At 34.3% G+C, this 25,039-nt stretch carries 25 protein-coding genes and 3 pseudogenes; 6 read left to right on the top strand and 22 right to left on the bottom strand.

Translation table 11 applies throughout. The features are described 5' to 3' along the window. Nucleotides 1-74: 74 nt before the first annotated feature. The 5 genes from QFZ28_RS29210 (at nt 75) to QFZ28_RS29190 (ending at nt 2,847) form a co-directional block, all read left to right on the top strand. Nucleotides 75-356 carry a hypothetical protein gene (locus tag QFZ28_RS29210; protein ID WP_307198087.1) on the top strand — a complete coding sequence of 94 codons (282 nt, stop codon included), beginning with the start codon at nt 75-77 and terminating at the stop codon, nt 354-356. Beyond that, nucleotides 340-588 carry a hypothetical protein gene (locus QFZ28_RS29205; protein ID WP_307198086.1) on the top strand — a complete coding sequence of 83 codons (249 nt, stop codon included), beginning with the start codon at nt 340-342 and terminating at the stop codon, nt 586-588. The genes QFZ28_RS29210 and QFZ28_RS29205 overlap by 17 nt, the downstream gene beginning before the upstream one ends. Before the next feature lie 16 nt (nt 589-604). Beyond that, entirely contained in the window at nt 605-1,018 is a 414-nt protein-coding gene (locus QFZ28_RS29200; RefSeq protein ID WP_307198176.1) for a DUF6236 family protein, read from the top strand. Between the two features lie 23 nt (nt 1,019-1,041). Next, nucleotides 1,042-1,836, top strand: a complete 795-nt coding sequence (locus tag QFZ28_RS29195) for a DUF5677 domain-containing protein (protein ID WP_307198085.1) — start codon at nt 1,042-1,044, stop codon at nt 1,834-1,836. Nucleotides 1,837-2,034: 198 nt separating this feature from the next. Continuing rightward, entirely contained in the window at nt 2,035-2,847 is an 813-nt protein-coding gene (locus QFZ28_RS29190) for a hypothetical protein (RefSeq protein ID WP_307198084.1), read from the top strand. 684 nt (nt 2,848-3,531) lie between these two features. On the opposite strand, the pseudogene istB reads toward QFZ28_RS29190, so the two are convergent. The 20 genes and pseudogenes from istB to QFZ28_RS29090 form a co-directional block, all read right to left on the bottom strand. After that, nucleotides 3,532-4,306, bottom strand: a pseudogene (gene istB / locus QFZ28_RS29185) (IS21-like element helper ATPase IstB). Beyond that, a complete protein-coding gene (gene istA, locus QFZ28_RS29175) occupies nt 4,303-5,907 on the bottom strand; it encodes an IS21 family transposase (protein ID WP_307198081.1) in 1,605 nt (534 codons plus the stop codon). The pseudogene istB and the gene istA overlap by 4 nt, the downstream one beginning before the upstream one ends. 75 nt (nt 5,908-5,982) lie before the next feature. Further along, nucleotides 5,983-6,207, bottom strand: coding sequence for a sigma 54-interacting transcriptional regulator (locus tag QFZ28_RS29170; RefSeq protein ID WP_307198080.1), 225 nt, complete (start codon nt 6,205-6,207; stop codon nt 5,983-5,985). Between the two features lie 685 nt (nt 6,208-6,892). Then, on the bottom strand, nt 6,893-7,231 hold the full coding sequence (locus QFZ28_RS29165; protein WP_307198079.1) for an HPr family phosphocarrier protein: 339 nt from the start codon (nt 7,229-7,231) through the stop codon (nt 6,893-6,895). 86 nt (nt 7,232-7,317) lie between these two features. Next, a pseudogene (locus tag QFZ28_RS29950) lies at nt 7,318-7,383 on the bottom strand (zinc-ribbon domain-containing protein); the annotation flags it as partial. Nucleotides 7,384-7,789: 406 nt separating this feature from the next. Next, entirely contained in the window at nt 7,790-8,632 is an 843-nt protein-coding gene (locus tag QFZ28_RS29160; protein ID WP_307198078.1) for a conjugal transfer protein TrbL family protein, read from the bottom strand. Nucleotides 8,633-8,646: 14 nt separating this feature from the next. After that, nucleotides 8,647-9,135, bottom strand: a complete 489-nt coding sequence (locus tag QFZ28_RS29155) for a hypothetical protein (RefSeq protein ID WP_307198077.1) — start codon at nt 9,133-9,135, stop codon at nt 8,647-8,649. A gap of 17 nt (nt 9,136-9,152) precedes the next feature. Then, the gene (locus tag QFZ28_RS29150; RefSeq protein ID WP_307198076.1) at nt 9,153-10,727 is read right to left on the bottom strand and encodes a VirD4-like conjugal transfer protein, CD1115 family; all 1,575 of its coding nucleotides are present in this window, start codon (nt 10,725-10,727) and stop codon (nt 9,153-9,155) included. Nucleotide 10,728: 1 nt separating this feature from the next. Further along, nucleotides 10,729-11,163 (bottom strand): hypothetical protein, encoded by a 435-nt coding sequence (locus QFZ28_RS29145; RefSeq protein WP_307198075.1) that lies wholly within the window; start codon nt 11,161-11,163, stop codon nt 10,729-10,731. Nucleotides 11,164-11,204: 41 nt separating this feature from the next. Continuing rightward, nucleotides 11,205-11,801 (bottom strand): hypothetical protein, encoded by a 597-nt coding sequence (locus tag QFZ28_RS29140; RefSeq protein WP_307198074.1) that lies wholly within the window; start codon nt 11,799-11,801, stop codon nt 11,205-11,207. A 12-nt stretch (nt 11,802-11,813) separates the two neighbouring features. Further along, nucleotides 11,814-12,869, bottom strand: a complete 1,056-nt coding sequence (locus QFZ28_RS29135; protein WP_307198073.1) for a bifunctional lytic transglycosylase/C40 family peptidase — start codon at nt 12,867-12,869, stop codon at nt 11,814-11,816. Between the two features lie 6 nt (nt 12,870-12,875). Continuing rightward, nucleotides 12,876-14,222: a type VII secretion protein EssB/YukC gene (locus QFZ28_RS29130; protein WP_307198072.1), complete on the bottom strand. Its 1,347-nt coding sequence runs from the start codon at nt 14,220-14,222 to the stop codon at nt 12,876-12,878. 15 nt (nt 14,223-14,237) lie between these two features. Beyond that, nucleotides 14,238-16,211 (bottom strand): VirB4 family type IV secretion system protein, encoded by a 1,974-nt coding sequence (locus QFZ28_RS29125; RefSeq protein ID WP_307198071.1) that lies wholly within the window; start codon nt 16,209-16,211, stop codon nt 14,238-14,240. A gap of 23 nt (nt 16,212-16,234) precedes the next feature. Further along, on the bottom strand, nt 16,235-16,894 hold the full coding sequence (gene trsD / locus QFZ28_RS29120; protein ID WP_307198070.1) for a TrsD/TraD family conjugative transfer protein: 660 nt from the start codon (nt 16,892-16,894) through the stop codon (nt 16,235-16,237). Continuing rightward, nucleotides 16,884-17,285: a hypothetical protein gene (locus tag QFZ28_RS29115; protein WP_307198069.1), complete on the bottom strand. Its 402-nt coding sequence runs from the start codon at nt 17,283-17,285 to the stop codon at nt 16,884-16,886. Before QFZ28_RS29115 ends, trsD begins: the two co-directional genes overlap by 11 nt. 14 nt (nt 17,286-17,299) lie before the next feature. Further along, complete coding sequence (locus QFZ28_RS29110) at nt 17,300-17,629, bottom strand: CagC family type IV secretion system protein (protein ID WP_307198068.1); 330 nt, start codon at nt 17,627-17,629, stop codon at nt 17,300-17,302. A 16-nt stretch (nt 17,630-17,645) separates the two neighbouring features. After that, entirely contained in the window at nt 17,646-18,749 is a 1,104-nt protein-coding gene (locus QFZ28_RS29105) for a hypothetical protein (protein WP_307198067.1), read from the bottom strand. A gap of 43 nt (nt 18,750-18,792) precedes the next feature. After that, a complete protein-coding gene (tnpA, locus tag QFZ28_RS29100; RefSeq protein WP_307198066.1) occupies nt 18,793-19,176 on the bottom strand; it encodes an IS200/IS605 family transposase in 384 nt (127 codons plus the stop codon). A gap of 541 nt (nt 19,177-19,717) precedes the next feature. Next, on the bottom strand, nt 19,718-20,626 hold the full coding sequence (locus tag QFZ28_RS29095) for a hypothetical protein (RefSeq protein WP_307198065.1): 909 nt from the start codon (nt 20,624-20,626) through the stop codon (nt 19,718-19,720). Between the two features lie 391 nt (nt 20,627-21,017). Next, entirely contained in the window at nt 21,018-21,143 is a 126-nt protein-coding gene (locus QFZ28_RS29090) for a hypothetical protein (RefSeq protein WP_307198064.1), read from the bottom strand. Between the two features lie 1,777 nt (nt 21,144-22,920). Between QFZ28_RS29090 and QFZ28_RS29085 the strand changes: the two are divergent. Beyond that, nucleotides 22,921-23,060 (top strand): annotated as a pseudogene (locus tag QFZ28_RS29085) (IS1595 family transposase); the annotation flags it as partial. A gap of 281 nt (nt 23,061-23,341) precedes the next feature. On the opposite strand, the gene QFZ28_RS29080 reads toward QFZ28_RS29085, so the two are convergent. Both QFZ28_RS29080 and QFZ28_RS29075 read right to left on the bottom strand, forming a co-directional pair. Continuing rightward, nucleotides 23,342-24,694 (bottom strand): cell division protein FtsZ, encoded by a 1,353-nt coding sequence (locus tag QFZ28_RS29080; RefSeq protein ID WP_307198063.1) that lies wholly within the window; start codon nt 24,692-24,694, stop codon nt 23,342-23,344. Next, nucleotides 24,694-25,038: a hypothetical protein gene (locus tag QFZ28_RS29075; RefSeq protein ID WP_307198062.1), complete on the bottom strand. Its 345-nt coding sequence runs from the start codon at nt 25,036-25,038 to the stop codon at nt 24,694-24,696. The genes QFZ28_RS29080 and QFZ28_RS29075 overlap by 1 nt, the downstream gene beginning before the upstream one ends. Between the last annotated feature and the right edge of the window lies 1 nt (nt 25,039).

Genomic DNA, 25,039 nt, shown 5'->3' with positions numbered 1-25,039 from the left:
GTAAAATAAATCTTTTGAATTGTGCTTTTTAAAGAATGTAATGTATAATAATGGCAAAAAGGGGAGGATTTTTTTTGGAGAGAGGAATAGTAATTTCTAATGTTATAGAAAATTTTGAAGAAAGATCTGAAACCAGAGTGCCGTTAACGAATCCATTATTAGATCCAATAAAACTTAGGCAGTATTTACTTTACTGGGATAAAATAGATTATCCAGAAGCTGTTTTACCAGACAAGGAAGAAACAGAAAAAAAGACATATGAAACCCCAGAAATGAATTATCTGAGAAATGCAAATGTTTTAAAGTATACAAAAATGACCGTTGAATATCCAATTTTCGGTGAATATCCAAATTAAGGATGCGGATAAAAATGATAAACATAAATATTTTCATGACCTTTTTACTGGGCTCGCAATAAATGTTTTAAAGGCCCAACATGATGTATTTCAATTAAATAATGAATCGGAAAAAGGATGTTGGTCATTAGCCCAACCAAATGTTAAATTGCTTTTACCAAAAGAAGATGCAGTTTTAACAAGAAACCTAGAAGTCGACTTATTTCAATGTTTACCCATTCCCATCAAATGAAGTTCCTTTAGAGGATATATTAGAATTTAAAGAACATAGAAAAGATGAATTGTTAGAGTTTAGAAGTTTAATGGACAATCTTTACTTGGAAATCATTGATTCTGGGGATCCTGATCGAATTAAGATCAAGAATATTGAACAGATACAACGTAAATTAATTGAAATAAATAAAGTAATGAGTGAATCTAGGATAAAAAATCTTTTAGGGAATTTAAAAATTGAATTCGATGTATCGCAAATGATCTTAAAAACAGCAGGGGCAATAGGAGCGGGTACCCTCTTTAATTTTCCTGTTGGAGTAAGTGCTGCTTTAGGATTTGCTTCGTCTTTTATAAATGTCAAGTCCGAGCTTGGGTTAAAACCAAAGAGTATTCCAGAAGAATTGAAAGACTATGCATATTTATATTATGCAAGTAAAGATCTTGTTTAGTTCTTAATGAGGAAGTGATTTATATGAAAACCTTAAAAAGGTTAATTAAAGAAGGAGATAAAGTATTTAATACCGTAATCAGGGATTATTTCCAGAATGGCAAAAATAATGTTGAATTCGGTTATACGGATGCCGTTGTTTTAGGTCTATTGGAAAATCTAATTAATCATTCAAAATCTATAGTCATTCTTCTCGAAAATAAACATCATTCATCTCTAGATTCAATATTAAGAACAGTATTCGAGAATTTTGTCTATTTAAAGTTTATATTTCAGAAAGATACAACAAGAAGAGCTCGTTCATATGATTATTCAAATAGGATCAAAATAATAGGTTTAGCGGAAAAACTAACGGAAGATAGCATGGACGGGGTTAAGATGCGAGAGTTCTTGGAAATGGGTAAAGATACCGTTTTAAAAGAAATTACCAAAGGTATCGATGATGAATTTAAAGCGAATACGATTAATGGTTATTTAAAAGAAATCGGCATGCAAAGAAAAGAGCAAAAATGGTACAACCTAGATGGAAAAACCAATAACTTAAAAGCTGTGTGTTCACAGCTGGATTTATTAGTCCAATATGATTTACTTTATCCTATTCTCTCCATAGAAACACATGGGAAGAATGCAATTCGTAATTTCAGTTTTTGGGAAAAACGGGTTGATCTACTCAATATAATGAAAAATGAGGAATTTTATATTTCGTTGAGCTCAATTTATGTCATGGAATCTATAAAATTAATCTATAGTCACTATAAATTAAAAAAAGCCTTAAAGAGTTTCGAAACCATATTTGCATTAAATGTCCAATTTAAGTAAGCAAATTAACGTTCCAGAGGCTATTCTGGGCGTTTTTTTAATTTAAGCTGTGTTAAACAAGTATGTTGATTTTCGGTTATAACGCTTGCTCGATTAGTTATAATTCCTTTTAGGGTTGTTGGTTCCCATAGGAGGAAATAATGAAAATGATGAATTCATATAACACCAAAAAGCATGAATCAAGAAAGGTTAAAATTTATGGATAAAAAGGAACAAGTAGCATTAGAAGTATGGAATGACAAAATATCTATAAACATTACTGGGATGAAGAAACTAGCATTTGTAGACTACACTCCTGAAATGTATGACCTAATCAGAAATGCAAGATTTAGAATTCCTGAATCCGAGGAAGCTAAAGAAAATTACAAATATCCGTATTCAAATGAATATAAGAAATCATTACATCAGATTTCATTTGATTATTATTTCGGGGAAGAAATGCGAAAAGCAGCATATAGTAAGGATTATATAATTGAGCACCTAGATAATGATGGATTTAATTGCTCAATATCAAACCTTTTTTTATTGAAGAAAATTAAAAATACTTATAAAGGCTGGAATTTTGACAAGGTAGTAGATAGTAGCAAGAATATTGCAGCATTGACCATATATCATGTTTTAGAAAACAGGACATTCCAAATAACTATTGCATTCAATGAGTTATACTGTAATGATTACACAGGAAAGTCACTTGAAAAAATTCGATTGCTCTACCCGTATAATTATGAAGTTGTACTACAGGACGCTGAACAAATAATTGAAGCTATATCCAATAGAGAAAATATCAACTTTGAAAGATGGAAAGAAATCTACAGGTTCAAAGATATTCGTATCGAGTATGCACCTGAATTACAATTAACGGAAGAAGAGAAGCAACAACCACCTGGTTCATTAGTGATCAGAGATGGTCATTACTATTTGCTTGTTGGGAAAACAGATACTTCCGTTGGACTCATCACCTCGATACCTTATGATGAAAATTGGAACATTGAATTAAATAATAGTGGTTAATGGTAAACTTTGTGATGGAATTACTTAAACTAAACAAGTGCGTTTCTTAAACAGGAACGCTTTTTCTTTTGATGGAATTTAAGGAGTTTCTAATGAAGGAATACGATTTTTGTGAAAGCTTTGCTGTTGATTACTATTGAAGAGAACTTTCCACGATCAAATAATCACTTCCGTCTTGCTGCTGAACGATTCATTGCGTTTAAATGTAAAATAACAAAAATATAAGTAGATGGGAAATTGCGGCCACTTTCCTGGTTAACAGGAGTGGTCTTTTAGTGTTCCACGATGATGTACTTCATAGGGTACGGTTAAGTAAAACGGATTATATATATAATAGAAGCTTTAGCAATTTATTTATTATGTTGTGGTAGTAAAGTTGTTGTAGTAACAGAGGTCTGTTAAAAGAGGTCTTAATAAGAGTCTTATTAATAATCTAATATAATATTTACTTTTGTATATTAAAAGACATATAAAATTGATTTTATCCACGTATTAATCTAATGGATAATATTTAATCCTTGATACATAAGCATCCATGTATATATACCCTTAATTATCTCCATACATTGTTATACAAGTACTTCATCCAAAAACAAGATTCCATTATTGGATTGTTCTATCAGATGTAACCGTCAAGTAGAAATCAACAGTTTTTAGTATATAAGATTAAACAGTTTTCATTAATTAAGATTCAACACTTTGATTATCAAATAATACTTTTCTGTATTTCATTCTGATACTGTCCTGTTCTTCGCTGAAAGTCAAAATTTCACTCCTATGAAGGAGACGATCCAATATTGCTGTCGTAAGTGTTGTATCCCCAAGGAACTTTCCCCATTCTCCAGGGCCTTTATTAGATGTAAGGATAAATGCAGCTTTGTCATACATCTCATAAATAAACTGGAAGAATAAGTGGGCATCCTGTGGTTCATACGCCATATACATGACATCATCGATTATAATCAGGTCAGATTTGATAATACGGTTGTACCTTGTTTTAGATTTACTGATATACTCTCTTGATTTCAATACATAAATCAAACGATCCATTGATATAAAAGAAACCTGGTATCCACGCTCAATAGCGTGAATACCCAAGGCAGTTGATAGATGAGTCTTGCCGACACCCGTTGGTCCCATCATAATTAAGGTAAAATACTCATCGACCCATGATAATTGTTTTAATATATTCAGTTGTTTTTCCCCCAATCGCGGTCTGTTCCTCAAGTCGAAAGTTCTCAAATGTTAAAGCTTCTGGAAACTCTGCCCACTTCATTAGTCTTTCACTGTTTTTTCTTTCCCTACAACGCATTTCATGACTAAGAAACTCATGGATGAATTCATGATATGTCCATCCCTTTGCTTCAGCTTCCCTTAGAATAGAAGGTAACTCCTTGGCTGTCTCAGCCAGACGTAAGGTACGACATTTATCCTGTAGTGATTCGTAAGGTTGGCTCATCGGTTTGATCCTCCCTGAAGGACACTTAAATAAATATCTTCTCTTCGTTCGGGGGCAACTAAAGTCTTATATTTCTCATTCAGGATTCCAGTTTCTTTATGTTTCTTTCGGCTCTGCATTTCTAATGAGATGGCAATATCCCGAAGATCATTTGCACTAGTCAACCGTAAACGTCTCATTTCATTAAGTGCCTCATCAATGAAAGCTGGATATTTCAGAATGACAGATTGTACAACTTTAAGTTGATCTATCATATGGCGTGGATATTGATTAAAGAGAATTTCAATTAGCCAATTTGCAGCTTCTTTATCGGTTATCATTTCTTTGATTTGCTGTATTAATAGATCACGTTTAGATTGTTCACGTTCCCGATGGGAAGGGTCTGAAATAACAGCACCACTTCCTTGTGCGATTTTGTGTTTAGCTAGTGGCTGCCCAGTTTGCCGCAGTCGTATGTATAGATACTCAGTATCCGTCTCGACATAAGCAATATTGGGAGCTCCTTTTCGGTAAGTACCACGAGGTACGCTGTACCGATTCCCATCAAACCGGATAACATTGTCTTTGTTAATCGTTCTTGTTATACTAGAATCGAAGATATCTTCAAAAATGTAAGTACCGGAGACCGGTTGTAGGTGTGGCTTTTCCAGGGCGAACACCTCGACAGGTCTCTTTTTCGTATTATGATGAACCTTATAATTTCCTGTTCTCTTTAACCAACTCAAGCAAGATTCCTGCCAATCTAGTAGATTATCGAATGTACGGTTCTTCGCGAAATTATTTTTTACATACTTTACTACCTGCTCAATTTTCCCTTTAGATTCTGGATCAGATTTTCTACATAGGTAGACCTTAAACTTTCTTGTCTGTTGATACTTAGTAAATTCTACTGTCATAATTAGGTCTCCGGCATTTTCACTGACAGCCAATAAACGATCTTGATCGTAGACGATTTCAATGGACATGCCCCCATAAAAACGGAAGGCATTTTCATGCATTCTAATAAGATCTGATGCTCGAAACGGCCGATCGAGCCATTCTACATATTTGTATCTGGAATGTGCCAGTACAAAACCAATAAAATAGAGCCGTTTGAATATCCCATTCGTTGTAGGAACTCTAATTTGACCAAAATCTACTTGTAACTGTTGACCCATTGGAAGATCAGGTACTGTACTATAATTTCTTTCTGTTATTATTTTCGGAATATGATAAGCCTCACGTATCTCATTTACATAATTCCTCACAGTTCCTTCTGTTACAGTACTGACGTTTAATTTTTCCCCCAACCAGTCCAATACTTGCGCTCCTGATAGGTCAGGATGGTCCTGTAGCCATCCTAGAATTTCCTCTCGAAAGGGATCTAGCTTTTTACTTCTGCTTTGTAATGAGATGGCAAACGTGTAAAACTCTTCTGGAGACATCTTTGCGTATTCTATCACTCTATTCCTAGAAATCTTTAATTTCCTAGCTATCGCGCTATTTGAAAATCCCTCACCGCGAAGCCTATGAACCTCGTTATAAATCATTAGCCTTTCCACTCCTGTTAATTCCTCACTTTCCATAAACTGCTTTAAGTATAAAGAAAGTGGGTTATTCAAGGTAAACTGTTGACTCTTATTTGTTGAAATCTGTTTATCCTTATTTGTGGAAAACTGTTGATTCTAGTTTATCGTTTACATCAGACCAACCTGATCCTTTAACGCACCTGTAAAAGCTCCCTTGGAATGACCAAATAAAAAACTTGATAATAATTCAGGATTATTTGCGTATTGAGCACAATTAAATACAAAATAAGGAGCATGATCAGCAATGATTTTTTTAGCTCGTGAATAATCATATATAAGTTTTGCTAAATAAGTTTTTCCTACTCCAGTGGGTCCCAGGAGTAATAAAGGCAAACCATTATCTGGGTAGTAGATGTTTTAACTTGTTCAATGCATTCTTTCAAACTTTTCTCATACCCAATTAACTGTTTAAAAATCTCTTTTTTTTGTGGTCGGAAATCAGTTCGTTTTCTACCGATTCTAAACTATCATATATAGTATTCTGCAAACTTCCATAATTTTTTTCTAACGTGGCTCTATGTAAAAAACAAACGGGCCGAGTATTAATTTTTATGATGGTGTCTTCTTTAACCAGTTCATTTAATAACCTACTTGCTCTTGAACGATCTAGCCCAAAATGACCTGCTACTGCCTCTGTTTAATACGATTCAAGGCGCATCCCTTTTTTAAATGAAAACTTACTAGTTACTTGTACCATATATTCAACAATCTCATTTCTCATTGATTTTCCTCCTTCCTGTTTCTTTTGCTTAACTCCATTATTCTGAATGTTCCAAAAAAACTTTTTTCTTATTATACCTTAAATTTAGTCTATTTTTGATAGTGATTCCATGTTTTTAATACCTTTATTATTTTCATAACCATAAATTAATGAAAATTCACAAATATAGCAAAAAGCTATGGAAAGATTTCATAGATAGCAAGAAAACAGCTGCAACTGCAACCGTTTTCTTTAATTCCTGTATCTTCTAGAAGTCCACCAAAAAGCAGTAATAAAAGGGCCTAACAGTTCACTATTTTAACCTGCCTGAGATTCAACTCCTATTCCTTCTAGATCAATGACTGTTTTTATCTTTTCTATGACATCCCTTTCATCTTCCCCAGCAGCCGTAATTTTTACGGCCTCTCCTGGTGTTATACCTATTGTCATAATCCCTATAATCAATTTTAAACTCACCTGTTTTTGTTTATAAACTAGAATGGTTTCAGAACTAAATTGATTAGCAGCCGAGCATAGGTTTGAGCGTTTTTGACATAACTGGCTGCCTTCTCGTTTTGTTGAGTTTCGTAGTGATAAATAGCCAATACACTCCCCGATCCCAAAAGTAACACTACAAACGGAAGCAAAAACGGCCAATAATATTTTTCCTTCTCCCTATGAAGGTGAGGCATATCAGACTTAATATTAGGGTCGGTGACCACCGATATCGATGGGTTTAACTGGGTTCCACAATGAGAACAAAATTGATCGGTTTCATGAAGTTCCCTACCACATTTCCGACAAAACAAGTATCTCCCCCCCTTTTTTTCATGTAATAATACTAGGTTATCTCCTATTATGAAGAGGATTTGTATAATTTTGAAGAGTTTTTCTTTGTTTTTTTATAAAATTCTCTAAATTGAAGAAACAACATAAATCAAGGGACTTTAAAAATAAAATAAGCCCCAGGTATGAATACCTGAGGGACTGTTTTTACACACGGCCACATCTATATTTATTCTTTTAAGACTAGTAGTGAACAGCACTCCACATGTGTTAAGTGTGGAAACAAATTCTCTAATTAAAAAATTTCAATTATTCCAATCAAAAAACTCACTATTTGAGAAATAGGGAAGGCAATACTATTAGAAATTTGAGAATTGCCTTTAAGCCTGGAATTAGTACTAAAAGGACAACAGTGAGGTCGACTTTTCTTTATCTTTTTAATAGAAATCTCCTAGCTACCAGTTTTGTGGTTCCACCCATAGCCCCCATCATTCCTCTTCCAGAACCTGATGAATACCACATATTTCTAAGTACTGATGGACTCTTAATAAGGAGAATACAACATCCCATGAGTAATAGAAAATTAAGAAACGTAATATTTTCATTGATTAATATACTTAGGGCTACAACGAATAAAAAGATTTTTGCCAGAATGGTAACAATCTGGCTTAACAATTCACGCCACCACACACCTAAATATTCATTATCATCAGCAATAACCGACACACATGCCAACGGACTCAATAAATATAAGAGCATAACGTCTGCATGGAATACAGCAACTGAAAATAAGAACGCTATAAACGCTACTGCAAATACGGCTAGTAAGATAAGAAGTGCAGCACCTTGAAAATGGAGAGTGGCAAAGTTATTTGGATCAAACATATCATTAATTTTTTCCTTACTTACCTTACTTCCTTCTCCAATCATCCAGTTTCCCATATTATAAGCAACTTTTTCTAACAAGATTTTCTGGATAAAAGGCATTGCGGGAATTAGTAAGGCACTTTTTAACGTATTTACTATTACAGGCCCGTAAGCAATCGCATCTCCTGCAGCATTCCTTGTAATAACCTCGATAATTTTATATAAAACGATTGTTATAGCTATTGTAGAAGTTAGAGCAAGTAAGAAATTATTGACTGATTCAAAGAATTGAATCTCAGGATTTTGTTTTAATAAAAGATCATTACATATTAGGAGTGCCCATTCAATAAAATCCTCTAACATTCCTTGGATAGCCTCAACAATTTTTTCCTTAAAATTAAACAAGATTTTACCACCTCTTATTCAGGATCTTCAACTTTCACAATTTTCCAAACATCTTCCTGCTTTTCTAAGGTAATCAATTTATGATCAATCTCGTAACGTTGCAAATCAAAAGTAAACTTTTTATCAGTTTCATTTAAACTGATATTTTTAATTTTTGCACTTTGATTAAATAGTAAGTTTGATTTTGTTTCCCCATTGGGTAAGTCTTCTGCTTTGTTGAAAGTTAATATATATAATAGATGTTTTTGCCCCTCTTCACTTAGATCCTTAGAAATTGCTTTAGCATTCTTTTCTTTAATTTTCTTCCATGCAATTCGATTTGCTTCATCACGTGTTTTTGCTTCAGCTAACTTTTCTTCATCCTCAAATGAAGTTAAAACGCTGTTAATTACTTTTGTAGCTTTTTCTTGCTCAACCTTTGAATCAAATTGATTACCACCACTACAAGCAGCCAGAAATGTACTCAACATTAATACGAGTATAAGCAAATTTGTTTTTTTCAACTTTAAGAGCCCCCTTCTTATGTTGGATTATTACTAGAATCTGAATTCATTTGAGAAAAAAAGCTCCTGGCAAGTTCTTCTTGCTTTTCAGCCTCTTTCTCAGCTTTCTTTACCTGTACTTCATGCCATTCAACCTCAGCTTTTTGTAAGATAACTTTACGATTAATCGAATGAATGTATTGTTCGTATTCCTCTTTTTTAACTTCAAACCAATCTAGTACCTTTGGTGATGGGCTATTTTGATATTCTAATTGACTAACATAAAATAAGCTTGTGATATTTGGAAATAGAAGATATTGATACGCTTTTTTCGCCTTTATTGGGTGTTTTCCGGTAATGATGATAATGCAATCATCTTTATGCATGGTTAGAATCTCGTCTTGATTCATTAGGTTACGTGCTACATAAGAGTAACTAGATGAAGAAGAGGTACTTGATGATTGCCCTTTTGATTCTGAGGATGAACCCGTATCCACTTTTGCGGTTGTTTTCCCCATTAACTGTGAAAAGTATTTGGCAGTAGTTTCGTTTACATTTCCTAAGCAGATTTTCGTTCCACAGTTACCTAAAATGGATTCAGCTTGTTCTCGGCCATACTTTTCTTGCAATTGAGTGATATTTTGAACAATCGTAAGAACTCCAATTCCGTACCCCCTACAGGTTGCTAAGAACTTTTCATAGTCTGGAAATTTTCCTAAGTTCGGGAATTCGTCTAAGATAAAGACAACGGGTTGAGGGAGCTTTGCCCTGTTTTTAGCACCCACTTTATACAACTCCTGAAACATCTGATTAAAAAATAAATTAATTAGGCCTTCCCATGTAGAATCCATTACTGGAATAATCACATATAAAGCCATTTTCCTTTTTCCTACATCCCCTAAAAAGAAGTCGGAAAAACTCGTAAACTGTGAAATAGAACTGGAAGTAAAATCTCCTATTGTTGTGAGTAAAGAAATAATAATGTTTGCGCGGGTTTTTTCTTGAGACTTTTTAAATCCTAATTCATAAGCTCTTCTTGCTGGATGCGACTTATCTAGCCTTAAAAACTGTTCATCTAACTCACTGGCTCCATCTACGCTAGCTTCTGGGTCAAATTCTTGCAAGAAATCCAATACACCCGTCATGTTTCGTTGATCAGGTGGTAACTCATGAACTGCATATAAAATTAACGCTTTTAACAAGCTAAATTGTGCATTGTACCAAAAATCTTTTCGTTTAGGATCATTTTTAGAAGCAATAATTGCATTTGCTACCGTTGACGCCTGGATTTCCTCCCTAACATAATCAAAAGGATTATACCGATCTGAGTACTCCATTTCTGAAAAATTCACCACATGAACTTCATAGCCTTGCCTCCGTTTGACCTCAGAAGTCATTTCATAGACCTCACCTTTTGGGTCTGTTATCACTAAAGAACATTCCTTTTCATGTAACACATTGGTTACGACATACCCCTGTGTTTTCGCTGAACCAGGACCGCCGGCTACAAAGTGGTTTCTGTTTGGAAGGTTTGAATCCGTTGGCTGCACGATAACAGAATGATTTAAAATACCTGCTATGATTCCATTATTTTTCATAAAATCTACAGCCATATCACTTCTCCCCTTTCGAAACTAGCATACTAGCTTCAAGATCTTTCATAAGTTGTTTTGCAGGAACACCAACCGTCTCTCCCTGCTTAAATATTTCATGCCTTTGAGCGAACCTGCTTGAACCATGGACCCCATATTTGTCTGCTAACTCATATTTGCCTTTGCCACCTTTCATAAAAAAAGTTGCATAAATGGTGAATAGGACAACTGCCCCACTACCAAGGAAAAAAAGAGGATTCTTCTCTTCTATCATGTGAGTAGAACTTTCAATCGGATGCTGTAGGTTATCCGTTATAAATTCCATATATGGAGCATCAGATATATTTGCCTTGTGAGATGCAATAAACGGAAGAATACCAGCTATGTTGATTACGAGTAGTTCAAGAAGGACAAGTAAAAAGACCGTTAACAATAGGCGCAGCCCAAACATTTTCATGAGTATATCTCCTTTTTGATTACTGTTAACCAACTGCTAATTTAGTTTTCTTCAAACGGTTCAAAAGATCCCATTAACTCTAATTTATCAACTAACCACTCATTCCCATTTTTAACAAGTGTCACCTCATACATTTGATTTCTTCTTGGAAATTGGCTACCACCTACTGAATATTGTGTTTCCATGTTTACAAGAGCTTTTGCTTGGTTCTTTTCAACCGCACTTAGATAGACATTTAAAGCCTTCACTTCATTTTTGAATTCAATTTGTGTACTTCCCATTTCTCCTGAAGATTTTAGTTTTGAAATGACAGACTCTGCTAATTTGTCGCGGATCTGATCAAAACGTGCAGCATAATTTTTGTTATCATAATTAAATAATTCTCTAAACGTTTCATCTACAAAACTTTTAATCTGTTCACTATGTTCAATTTCGTAAAAAGCTTCATTTTGTTGAAAGGTATTAAGTACTTGTTCCTTTTTACGCGATTCGCTTTTTAAATGATCCATCTGTTTTTTTGTTTCTTTGTTTTTTTCTTCTGCTTGGGTGACCATTGTTCTTTGACCAAAGTACATAAAACCCAAGATTACATTTGCTAGAATTGATATCCCTAGCAAGGCAGCCAATACTTTACTCAAGGTGTTCCCCTCCTAATGTGCCACTCTCCCAAAGCCAACCATATGGGATTTCCAGTAAGGTGAATTGATATCGTGAATTCCTATACCAGATCCGTTAGAATCGAACATCTTACCGTTTCCTAGATAGATTCCTACATGTGTGATGTATTTGTCGGTCTCGTACGTTCCAGTATAAAATACAAAATCACCTGGCCTAGCCTCTGCTGGAGATATTTTAGTAGAAACATCATATTGTTCTTGAGCGGTTCGTGGTAGTCTTATCCCAGCCTTAGCAAATGTCCATTGTGTAAAGCCTGAGCAATCAAATCCTGTATTAGGGTGTGCACCTCCCCATACATAAGGCCAGCCTACATATTTTTGTGCCTCTAAAATAATCGCATTAAATGCTTGTTCCCCCAATGGAGAAACATCTCCGCCACCTACAGCAATACCTGTAGGCATTAGGTTTTTCATGACTTTTTGTACATATGTATAATCACCATAACAGTACGGACCTCTCCAATCAGAACAGCTCCACCCTAGTTTGCCAGACTGACTCAATGAGAACGCTTGAGCTAATTCGACTGAATGTTTCCCGCCGTTCGAGGCAACAAAATTAAGGTAACCAGAACCAAAGTTGTAAGATTGAACGATTGCAGCAAAATCAACTCCAGCCTTTTGTCCTTGTTCTAACACCGATTTAAAATGTTGAACACCTAAATTTACAGACATAACTGGATCTTGAATGGCATTCGGTGGTAACCCGGCAGATTCTGAACTTTGCATAATATCTAACGTCTGGGAGCTTCCTAATTCTTGATACATGATTGCTAGGAGAAAATCTGTGTATTCTGGGATACCGTACTTGGTCGTATATTCGTGTACTAGCCCTTTCCATTGTGTGATATGAGGAGGAACATTAGCCATCCCAAACGGCGAGTCAATGGTCCCTAATCGCTCTTGTTCTGACGACTCAATACCAACCAGCAAACCGGCCATTACTATTAAAGAAAAGACGACTCCTATAGTAATTTGCTTCCAGTTTCGAACAACAAAAATGGTTCCCTTAACAGCAACAGTTGCTGTCACTTATTTTCACTCCATTTCTATATTGATTTTCTCAATTTCAGCTTTAATGTTTTCCAGCTCCTTGTTTTTAGGATCAAGCTCTTTCTGTTTGTCTTCTAGTTTTACATCTTCATTTTCGTTAATTTCTTTTATTTGTTGCTCTAATGTAGCAACTTGTTTTTCCAATTCATTTTTTCTTATAGCAGTCTCTAATTCTTTGTTTTTCAGCGATTGGTTTAAACTCTTAGCATCTGCAATATCTCCATGTTCAGCAAAAGCTTTGCCTATTCGAAGTTGTTGGTCTTTATCTTTTGTAAATGCTTGCATGGATAACAAAGCGGTATAATCATAACCTACTATTTTCTTTTCAATCTCCAAATAATTACTTTCAGCTTCCAAACCTAGTATTTCATCCTTTTTATTTACTTTATATAAAGCTTCTACAGTTGGTTTAATTAAATATGGATCAGTATCAATTGCCTTTTGATACTCACCTTTTTTAAGGTACACATACGCCATCTCTTTTTTAGAGCCACCATTTTTCCTCAGTAACGAAATGGCCTCATCATATTTTTCTTTACTTAGCAGTTGATAAAACCTTGATTCTTGTTCAACTTTTTCAAGTTCCGTCGCATAGACAGTTTGTACTTTATTTTCTGCTGATTGTTGAAAAAAAAGGGCTAAAACAAAAGCGGCTGCACAAATACCTATCGATAATCCTGCCAATATCCTCTTTTGCTTCTTCATTTTTTGTTTTTCCGTTTCCAGACCGAAGAAATGTTTGGTTTCCTCTTGCCGTAGTCTTTCGGAAATCAATCGTTTCAAACCTATAAGGGAATCAGCATTTTCAATTCGGAAAAGAAATTCATCTTTTTCCTTTTTTAAGAGATTATCTTTTTCCCTTTTATATTTTTCATAGGAGAAACGCGAGAACATGGAGATAATTAAAATTTTGTACTGTTCAAGCTTTTCTATTTGCTCATCATAGGGCAACCATTGATTGCTTCTGTAGAGAAACTTTAATGTTGTCATATCTTTAAAGAAAATATTTCTAGGATGGATTAATACTTTCTCTTTTATCGTATTTAATGGGTCAATCTCTAACAACTCATTTAATAAGGCGAGTCGTAATACACTTGAATATTCTTTTGCTATTATGATTGGTTGGTAATCGTCTCCCTTTTCATAGTCGAGAATAAATCGATCATTTTCTCTTTTTATATTATTTAGAGTAAAAAAATAAGGTGATTCTTCCAGAAGATCTTTTAAATCATCTAGTCGTTCTGCCAACACTTTATTTGCTGATATCTCCAAACGATAGTGCTTATTCTGGTGGATAAATAACGTGCCATGTTCGAGTAATTGGATTTTCACTTTTGTGCCCCTCCTTTACAGAACAAAATTTCTCACTTCCTCTTTTTCAATTGGAGTCATTTCGTTCCTAGCCTCATAGTCTGGGATTTCGTCAGGGTCTAACCCGTACTTTTCAAAATATCGCTTTTTATTCCATAGACGAAGTTCTTCTTGTGTAAGCTCTACCCTAATAAAAGCACGTTGTGATCCATATGTGATTAACGCTTCTCCTTGCCGTTTTGCCCTTAATAAGGAAATCTCTTCATCAGAAAATGATAGATTAATTTTTTTTACGACATCGTCTACTCCTTTGTTGTCTAGGCCGAAAAACACTTTTGTATGGCTGTTTTCAATCATGGCTGCACCTAGATTGTCAACGGTATCGAGAACATCGATAATTTGTTGTGTACCTGCAATGGCTCCAGCATTGTATTTTCTAAATCGTTTGTACGCTTGATAGAAAAACCTCATGGAGTCAGGATTTTTAGATAAGAAGTGAAATTCATCGATAAAAAGATAAATTAACTCATCTTTTGTTTTTGTTACTTCATCCCATAAGAAACCAAAAATGTTAAAGTAACAGGCAGCCTGTACGTCTACTTCATTTTGAAGCGATTTTAAATCAAAGGAGAACAACGAGTTATTGATATTCACGTTCGTGTGCCCGTTAAATAATGAGTTTGAGCCATTCACATAACTCTCTAATATAAAATAAAAATCTTGGATTTTTTCATATCGTTCGATATCCTTTTTCTTTAGTTCCCCTAACTCCTTGTAAAAGTCTTCAAGAATAGGATAGTCGGTAGCTTTCAGGCTTTTAAAATCTCTCTCTTCATTAATTGAAAAGCGATTATAAAGAGTGGTAAGAGACTTGTCTAAAATGCTAGATTCTACCTGTGTTAAGTCGGATTTTAACACTTTGAAAAAAGCCTTAAGGCGTTGAACCTTTTGTTTCACAAGGTCTCTTACGAATTCTGCCTCATTATTAAAGTCTTCAGTGTCAGTAATTTCTGTTGAGAATATCTCCAAAGGATTAATCTTTGTTGCACTATTACCGCTAAGGTGTACTACTTCTCCACCGAGAGTTTTCACGATATGGGAGTACTCATTTTCCGGATCAATGATATATACTTTGACTCCCATAGCAAAGCAGCGAAGAATCTTCTGAACCATAAAGGTTGATTTACCAACCCCCGATGTTCCGATTACGACCATGTTTTGGTTTAATGTACGCTGCGTATCTAAATAATCAATCGCTACTAATGAATTGGTTGTCTTATTAATCCCTTCTACTTGAGCTTTCGGTGATAAGTAACAAATTTCTGAATCATCAAATGGAAAAAAGGAAGAGGCGGTTTCACTGTTGCACATCTGATATGTATAATCCTTTAATTGATTATCCCCTAAAGGTAGAGCGGACCAGAAAGCCATAGGTGTAGCGTAATGAGGATTTAAAGCTTTCATTCGTAGTTTTGTCAGGATTCTCTGGACGTTATCCTCTAAAGTCTTTAGATCTTCTAGGGATGTAGCTTGAATAAAAATATACGTATACAGATACATAAAGTTGGAACGGTTTGTTAAAACCTGATTGAGTTGGTATCTGGCACTGTCAACTTCTGACCTTAACCTGATACGCGTAGCCGGGTCTCTTGTTTTTAATAGTTCTGCATCCTTATTTTTAATAGAGTCATTGTAATAACTAATCATTCCTTCAGAGTTAGCAGGCTCTAGATATTGGACAAAGGATATGCTTCCCTTTAACCGTTTCAAATCAGATAGCCAGTTCCCTTTCTGCTCTTTAGGATAGGAAACAACAGCCAGAACTTTAATAAAGTTGCCACCACTTTCTATAAAACTCTTATTTTCCTTCCAAACAAAAGGATAGATAGAATTAAGTTCTTCTGTCTCTAAAATCCCATGTAGGAAGTCTGGATGGCTTTGTCCCACCTGTTCATCTTGTTTATTTTCTCGTTTTCTTGATGGAAAAAGTGATGCTAAAGAAAAGGGCATAAGATTTTCTCCTTCCCGATTGGCTAACCATATAGTTTCGACATTTCAAAATCAAAGTGCCGGTACAGCAGAGTTAAAGTATCTTTCTCGGATAATTTTTTTATCGCTAAATCGTAGGTCTCAAAAGTGGACCGTAAAGAGTTTGATATTTCCTCTACCTTTTTTGTTAAAATGCTCTCCGCACGGTCTAATCCCTGAAAAGTACGTTTACTCATTTTCTCCCTAATGACAATAAAATGTTGTTTCGTAGACATTTCATCTTTTAGCCTGATACCTTGAAAGTGATCTATATACGAAGCGATTAATTTTCGCTTATATTCATTTCCAGCATTGTCTTTATTTTCAAGTTCTTGAAGATATCGTTTTTTCCAACCTAAGTTGTACGATCTTAGGTCAACGGGTACCGTCATGGAGACGGTTTGTAATTGATCTTGGACTTGGCTCATTAAAAATGACCCGTAGTCCTCAAATATACGATTCTGTTCATACTCAGCTAATAAATCCATATTGATTCCACTCACCTGTAAAATGGAAATTAAATATCCATTTTTCAACAGTACATAATCCTTATAAATACCTTCAATCACACTTAGATCCTGAATGGTTCTTTGCCCCTTTTTTAATAGGCTTTCAATTTCATAGTCAAATTCTGTTCTATCCATTTTCTTTTTTTTATTGGCCATTAAATTCATCCCTTTTATTCGGTTTCATAAAGAACAACTTCTGTCGACTATTATATTGAAAAACTCGTTTCAAATAGTTACTGTAAGTTATATTCGGTCGAGATGTAATAGGACGTAAAACAGCAAATGTAAAAGAGACTAACAGCAATAAGGCTACAAAAAACATTTTGACCATCGTAAACCCTAACGAGTAGGGTGGAATTAGTAGGATGACTGCTGCAATGACAACGGCCGGTAAAATAAATTTAAAAAAGTTTCCTATCGATAAACCTTTCACAATGTTATAGGATCGATCTACATTATCAGGGAAAACAAACGTTTTCCCCTTACGAATGCCTTCTTGTCCTAATAATTCTTTTAAAACTTCTTTCACATCTTCTTTAGTAGTCATACAAATCCCCTCTATTAAGCAAATAATCCATATACCCAAGGCACAATCCATACAAGAGCTGATGCTAATCCAACCCCTGCAAGAGCCATTCCTACACCTCTGAACATTTCATTTTTTGTATGTGGATCGTCTACTCCAGGTAATTTTTTAATGATTATCCAAACGCCTACACAGATACCAACTATGACCACAATACCTGTTAAAAATGCTTGAATTTGTTTTAGTCCTTCTTTCACCTTTGCCTCAATTTCACTAACAGCAAATACCTGTTCTGGCATGACGTATAAACTTAACATTATGATTGCAAACAAAAGCATAGGTTGTAATTTTTTGAGCGTTTTCACAATTCCTCTTCCTCCTTCAATATTTATCACTACTGTCTAATTCGATGCTTAGCTCTGCTCCCTTATCCTCGTATCTTTCTTTCTGTTTATGTAATTGAATATGATTATGCAAGCTTTTTAATTGTTTGTTGGCCTCCTCTTCAGAGAAGTATGGTGATAGTTTTTTTACCATACCAGTCCCACTAAACTTCCCAATGTATGAACCTTCTTCATTTGAGATCACCTCAAAATCATGCTGCCTCGTTTGAAGCTCATTATTTATCTCAAGACCATAAAAGGTTAGAAAACCTTCTCCAATAGAACGACTATTCATGATAAGTTCATCAAATGCTGCTGTCATTCTTGAATTGTCCCTTACTCTTTCCATCCACTTTTCATCAAAATCCGGTAACCTGATGTTTTGTTCTTTTTTATTCACCTCAAAAGAGACCCAAACCCCTTCATTATCTTTGGATATACTGTTTAACGTGACAGTCTTTCCTATAAGGTCCAAAGGAATAAAATGTTCCTCTAACGTTCTACGAAGGGCTTGTATTCTCAATTTGGGCTCCTTCCTTAGTTCGTTCTTTACAACTAAGGAACGTGCTTCTTTAATATTTTCATAGAATGCTAGGGTTTTGAAAGGTTTCACTAAATTCAGTCGAAATTGCTTATTATTCTGGAGAGAGAATACTTTTCCGTCGTTCGAAAGAAATAATGTATGCCCTCTGAATTTTTCGAATTCAGAGGTTCCGAATGTATACAGAAGTACTTCCTCTTTAGAATGAAAAAATTGAGTCACTATGTGAGCATCTTTGGCCCCCTGTTTATAAACACCATAAAATTCACCATTATTATGAAAAATTTGAAAAGTACTTTTGTCTTTATCAACTGGAAAGGATTCTACATAGTCTCCGTTTACTTCAAATAGGTCTGGGCGCCGTTCTTTTATTAAGCCGTAATAAAGTTCGTACTCGGCTTCTCCCCTTTCTTCATTCAATATAGAAAGCTTATCAGGAGTTGCGAGCCTGTTTCTATCTAATTCTTTCTGCTTTTTAGCCTGTTCAATCATTTGCAAAATGGAATCTGCGATAGTGAGCATGGTATCATTAACGGATCTTTCAATGGAATCGTTTCTCACAAGATATTCACCTCTCTACAACTATGAGCTAATCGGAACTATCCTAAGTGTCCTTATAATCTTGGACCAAATTATCTAGTTGCTGATTGTCAGTTGCTATATAATATTTTTGATCCCATAGACTACCACCATTTTTTACTTTAGTTTCCGGAAACTGCTTATACAAAAACCTTGCCGATCCACCTTTTAAAGCTTTCATAATATTAGGAATATAATGTGTCGTTTTGCAATTGATAACTAGTTTTACACTGAATCCTTGGATCTCCATTCCCACTATTTTAAATTCATGACGAGTGGATACGTTTTTAAAATAGGACTTTACAAAGTCTATTTCTTCCTTCTCCAGCAAAATATAATTATTTGTAAAAAACGTAATATGATATTGCAAGCAACTCACGTGGTATTTGTTTGAATGAATTTCATACATATGTATTTTTCCGTTCAACTCCCTTATATGATATTGCTATATATTGCGAATATTTGTTCTATTCATACTTTACCAAAATAATACCATTTTTGGTATGTTTAGATAGTACTATCTTAAAAATGAGACATTTGCATTGTATATGGTAAAAAAGCCCAACAATAGTTGTCGAGCTTTAACAGACTATAGTCATATTGTTTCGGGATTAATTTTTAACAATCTTTTTCTTACTTTCTTTTCTCTATTCCTTTTAACCGCCAGAATGTTTAGAAAATCGGTCATAAGGGCCATTATTTTTTTCCTCTTAAATGCCGTAATTTTGCATAAAAAAAACCCTTTTCCATCCTGGAAAAAGGTGTGTTTTATTATAGCCTGTCCATTTTAGCAAAAGCGATTATTTCAAGTAGCTAAATCGATAGTTTATACAACTGTATTAGAGAATATCTGTTCATTCTTTACTTCATCAATAAAGACAAAGCCATACCGTTCTTATTTACTAGATAGGCCTCTTCATAAAACATATGTTTTTAAAATTCTAATTTTATTATTTTTCTGCATTTAGTAGTCTTTTAGTATCATTGTTTGTTTCAAGCTGGAAATTAGAGAATGCTGTCTTCTCTTCTTGAAGTAGTGAACTCAACTTTACCTTTTCTTCTTCAAGCTTTTTAATTTCTTCAGTATGGGATTTTATTTTCCCCTCGACTTCATGTTCCATCTTTTGCTTAAGGTTAGTTTCTAACTCCTTTGCAATTTGGTCAATATCCACTTCTTCAGCCTTTTTGAATAAACCAAAGAAAGAAGGTTTTTGAATAGTTTTCCTAAGTGATGTTGTCAACAATTGAGATTGTTTTTGTTCTAAATATCGCATGTATGCTTCCGATTTTATTTGTTCAATAGAAGCTTCCTTGCTTTCTATTCTTCTTTCCAAATCTGATAAGTCTTTTTCGTATTTTAGGATATTGAGCATTAACCCCTGCAAACCTATGTTTTTTTCAAGAGTCGTTAATCTATCATTATAATCGTTAGTTTCATTCCATTCTTGCAATTCCCTACTTTCTGACCTCTGAACTCTTTTTAAATTCCCACCCATAGATACAGCCGGTTGCATACCTAGTTCAGCCAGTAAGTCGACAGTTGTTTTAGCTGCTTTCTCCATTAAGACGAAAATCATATGCAATCGAAACACACTTTTATAATTCAACCTGTAAAACTTTCCGAATTTCTCTGGTTGAATGTAATCAATTAAGTCTGAACGAAAATGATTTCTAATTGTTGAATCTGATCTTTCAATAATTCTACCAGTTTCTACTGTACTATATGTCATTTCTTTATGCATGGACAAAATTCCATCTGTAAATAGACTATCCTGAAATCCATTTAAAATAGCCATGCGATAAATCGGATCATTTTCAAATTCTTTTAAAAGTAATTCCCTTATATCCAAGTTTTCCATCTACTCACCCCTCTACTGTAGATTTCTACAGTCGCTCATAAAAATATTACACTTTAATACTCAATAAATCAACCAAAACCATTGGTATAACAAGCGTTATCCCTACCCGAACGATTCACAGCGCTTTTAATCAACCCCTAAAACGATACACAGCGTTACCGCTATCTAATATAATCCAATTGTTCGAATTCGTATGTGATTAATTCATCTACATCTTTATCACTCACTTTTGTAAATGAATTAATTCGAACGGTGACCACAAATATTTTACAACAGGCTTAAAAAAATCTTTATCCAAAGAATGAATAAACCGTTGTATAACAAGCGCTATTGCTTTTCTAACGATTCACAGCGCTATCGTTTAGCTTCACTGCGTTACGTAGCGTTACCGCTAGATAACATAATCCATCCATTCTGGTACGAACGTGATTAATTCACTTTCAATTGATTCGATCGTGTTCATGTTTGAATCTACCTGAACGTTAATGAATGACTTACTAACGCTTGCGCTACACATCGTTCGTGGATAATAACGCCTTTAATATCAAGTTTTCTACAACTATTCCACTTGATGAATTTGCGTGAATTTAAATGAACGTTTAAATCCTGTTTTTCTCCTAACGCAATCGTCCTTTGCCTTTTGAATTTTAATGATTTTAATTCATGAAGTATATAATTATGACTTTATTAAGAAATACTGATTGTAGAGTATAAGAGAACAAATAGAAGAAAATAGCTTGTTACCAAGAATATCAGGGAGGGACCTAACTAGTAAAAAGACTCATACTATTTTGGTTATATAAGAGTTCCCAATTTACATGAAATAGTCAGAGAATAAGGCCAGAAAGCGGAAATGAATGTATAGTGGACATTTATTTATATAAAAACAACACGGACTATGTAATTTGATAAATAAACCAACTGCATCTAGGTTGTAAATTATAATAGGTTATTCCGTAAAAATACTTCGCGATTAATTAATCATTACTACCTTAAAACATAAATGTATATCAATTGTGGACCTTAACAAAAATGCTGTAGTATCAACGGTTTTTAATAAAATAAACATTAAGGAACAATATTATGACCATAATCTACATCTATTTAAAGTTACAATCATAAGGAAGAGGATAGTAGCTACATAAAGTCAAAATGCAAGAAGAAGGCAAGAGAACGGTAATGAATGTTCAGTGGACGATGATTTTAATAATTCTGTGGGAAAAACAGCACTGGCTGTGAGTTTTGATAAATAAACCCAGGAAAATAAAAATGAAGAACCAGTTAAGCATGCCAAAAGATCGGATTGATTTAAAAAAGGGAATGTTAAAGGGTATTTACAATTAGTTCAGACGTGAATAACAATTATAAGGGCTTAGTTAAGTGCTCTAAGATTCCCATTGTAAACATTACACCGTTAAATACTTGAGCTTGAGAATCAATAGCTTTCTTCTTATAAACAATTTAAGATTAAAGTATCTAGGAAAATACTGAGGATTCCAAAAGGGAAATTTATAGATGAATAATGAACTTAATTTTAGCTAAATACACTCCTTAAAACATAGTGTACCTCAATTATGGACCTTAAAAAAACGCTGATATATTAACGTTTTTTGAAGAGTACTAACATTAAGGAACAATATTATGTACCACAATCTACATTTTTTAAAAGGAACAATCAAAAGAAGGATAATAGCTAATTTTTTTTACATATAAAGTCATAAAGGGCAAGAAGAAGGCAAGAAAACGGCGAATCTACAGTGAGTGAAATTTTTATAAATAAGTTATAACTATGGGGAAAACAGGAATTTGCTGCTTTGATAAATAAACCTATGAAATAAAAAATTAAGAACCAGTTAACATATCGATAGATTAGATTGATTTTAAAAAGGGGTATGTCATGGGGGAAATTAAATTGAATTTGGACCTGGATAAACAACTGTAAGGGCTTGGTTAAGTGTTCTAAAATTCCCACTATATCTATGATGTAAATTGGAATAAGTTTTTTCATTAAATACTTGGGTTTGAAAGATCAATACCTGACTTGCTAAAACCAATACAGGTTCAAAGGTCCAAGAGGGAAGATAGGGAAATTCATAAAAGAATAATATTCGATTATTTATCAAGGCAACCTAAATAATACTTCCTTGAAATATAAATGTACCTCAGATTGTGGATCAAAAAAACTGCCGATATATCAACCTATTTCCAAATTCAAATACTTTAAGGTGCAATATTATGTAACATACTCTATAAGGCACAATTTAAAGTTTCCTTTTAACCGAATTATTCAATGAATTGTAGAAAATGAGGTAACATTCTTCTTAGAAAGCGATAGGGGGGAAAAAATTCCTAATTGAATGCCTCGTAAGCGTGGTAGGATTGCTAAAAAACGTGGGGTTTTCAAAAAACAAATATGTATAGTTGATCTCACGATTGAAATGTTCGAATCCTTTCTCAAACACCGAGAAAAGGGAGTATTTCGTTATTGAGTTAATTGAGTAATAGAAATCTTATTCACACCTCTGTTTTCCTTAAAAGATACAGAACTTAAAACAAGCAATTTGTTGTAATAAAAAGGGTTATCTCTGTACGTTTCCTTGAACTAAATAAGGAATTTCCTTTTCAGGAAAGTGTTAACTGTTATTTTATTAACCGAGCCCTAATAAAAAAACGACTTAGGGGATTAACCTAAGTCGTTTACATCCGAGTGATTTTTTAGAAATCTATGTCGTCTAAATCTGCAACTTTCGCTTTTTTAGGTTTATCTGCAGAATCATCATCGTTTAGATCTTCGAATGTTAATTTCTTTCTCTTAACACCAGAGTTTCCTGAAGAGAAGAAGTCCTCAAATTCATCCAAACCAAGGCTTGAAGCAGCTTGTTTTTTTGCTTCCTCTTGTTCCTTTTCGATTTGTTCCCATTGATTCAATTCTTCTTTTAGTTGCTGAATCCTAATAGATGGAGTTGGATATACCGCTAACCCATATAAGGTTAAGTTGTCTAATTTGCTGTTTTTAGAAATCGCTAAGTTTACCTTAGTGTTAAGCAAATCAGAAGTATATCTGTACACATCGTCAGCAATCTTTGGTGAAACATTCTTTGATGATGGATAAAGAACAGCAACGGCACCAGCTACAGCATTTTGGACCTTATACGTTGCAAGCACTTCATTTTTGGTAAAAAGGTTCTTAATGACGGATTCAATGTTTTCATCACTCTTTAATTCCTTGTGTTTTGAAAGTGAAAGCCATCCTGGAGTAGACAAGGTAGTAAGTAATTCTGTTTTATCAAATACAGACCGGCCATCCAATAACGGTAAGGAGGAAATTTCAGCTAAAGCACTTGCTATAACCATGTTACTGTATGATTTAGCATCTATTTCAGTACCACCGTATGTTTTAAGTGGGCTATTAGCATAATAGTCTTTCATTTTCTCATTATCTATTACAATAGCTGTTCCCATCTTATTCTCGTTCATTAGTTGTTGAATGACACTTATTCCAGCCAATGCGTTCTTCCTGAAAGCTGAGCCTTTTTCATCAGAAGAAGGTAGGGAGCAAATAACACCTAGTGGGATTTTTCCACCTGGTAAAGTTCTGTGTTCTCTAACTTTCGAGAGATATGATAACGCTACTTTTAATGCACCATTCCCAGTACCTCCGCCTAAACTGACAGATACCCAAACAAATTCTGAATCTTGAATAGCATCATCCAAGGCTACTTTTTTGTAAAGATCAGCATTTTCTTTTGCTATTTGAAAACCGAGTTGAGCGTTTTTATCCGTTCCTTCTAACTCAGGGAAGTCCTTGCTTGATGTAACAATCCTCCGCGTTTCAGAAATCAAATTTTTGTGTTCTTCCATATCTGATTTAGAAGAATTCAACAAGAATGTTGGAAAACCGAAACGTGATAATTCAGCAGCAATTCTGCCTCCACCTTGTCCTAAACCAATTATAGCCTGGGATGGGAAACGGTTCATTTCTAATTTTAATTCATCTGATAGTAGGTGTGGGGATAATAAAGCTTTAATTGCACCTAATTTTTCATTTTCTAAGAATGGTTTAATCATTACTCAAGCTCCTTCCTCATCTTTTCTTCTGCCAATAATTGTCCTAATTGTCTTCCTCGAATTGTTACATAATAAGGAGTGGCCGTTCCATCTTCTTTTTTCTCGATAAATCCTTGAGATTCCAATATCAAGAAAGCAGCATCATACCTTTTTCTCATTCCGTGAAAGTTCTCCAGTCTAGTTTTCACCAAACCCTTATGGAGTTTATTCTCTTGGACTATTTTTCTGAAAATATTGATTGTAAAATCATCGAGTTTCTTTCTAAGAAAACGTAAAGTATCTTCATCATATCTTAATTGATCCAAGTCTTTATAACTCTCTTTTGGAGTTAAAAGCTCACCCATT

The organism is Neobacillus niacini (assembly GCF_030817695.1).
GTDB lineage: Bacteria > Bacillota > Bacilli > Bacillales > Cytobacillaceae > Neobacillus > Neobacillus niacini_F.
This window is presented reverse-complemented; position numbering and strand designations above follow the sequence as displayed.

Excerpts from the sequence above, each read along its gene's own strand:
- QFZ28_RS29075 (WP_307198062.1), bottom strand. The coding sequence starts at position 25,038 with ATGGGTGAGCTTTTAACTCCAAAAGAGAGTTATAAAGACTTGGATCAA.
- QFZ28_RS29115 (WP_307198069.1), bottom strand. The coding sequence starts at position 17,285 with ATGACTACTAAAGAAGATGTGAAAGAAGTTTTAAAAGAATTATTAGGA.
- trsD (WP_307198070.1), bottom strand. The coding sequence starts at position 16,894 with ATGGCCAATAAAAAAAAGAAAATGGATAGAACAGAATTTGACTATGAA.
- QFZ28_RS29195 (WP_307198085.1), top strand. The coding sequence starts at position 1,042 with ATGAAAACCTTAAAAAGGTTAATTAAAGAAGGAGATAAAGTATTTAAT.
- QFZ28_RS29090 (WP_307198064.1), bottom strand. The coding sequence starts at position 21,143 with ATGTGTAGCGCAAGCGTTAGTAAGTCATTCATTAACGTTCAGGTAGAT.
- QFZ28_RS29145 (WP_307198075.1), bottom strand. The coding sequence starts at position 11,163 with ATGAAAATGTTTGGGCTGCGCCTATTGTTAACGGTCTTTTTACTTGTC.
- QFZ28_RS29190 (WP_307198084.1), top strand. The coding sequence starts at position 2,035 with ATGGATAAAAAGGAACAAGTAGCATTAGAAGTATGGAATGACAAAATA.
- QFZ28_RS29150 (WP_307198076.1), bottom strand. The coding sequence starts at position 10,727 with ATGGCTGTAGATTTTATGAAAAATAATGGAATCATAGCAGGTATTTTA.
- QFZ28_RS29125 (WP_307198071.1), bottom strand. The coding sequence starts at position 16,211 with ATGCCCTTTTCTTTAGCATCACTTTTTCCATCAAGAAAACGAGAAAAT.
- QFZ28_RS29095 (WP_307198065.1), bottom strand. The coding sequence starts at position 20,626 with ATGGAAAACTTGGATATAAGGGAATTACTTTTAAAAGAATTTGAAAAT.
- tnpA (WP_307198066.1), bottom strand. The coding sequence starts at position 19,176 with ATGTATGAAATTCATTCAAACAAATACCACGTGAGTTGCTTGCAATAT.
- QFZ28_RS29080 (WP_307198063.1), bottom strand. The coding sequence starts at position 24,694 with ATGATTAAACCATTCTTAGAAAATGAAAAATTAGGTGCAATTAAAGCT.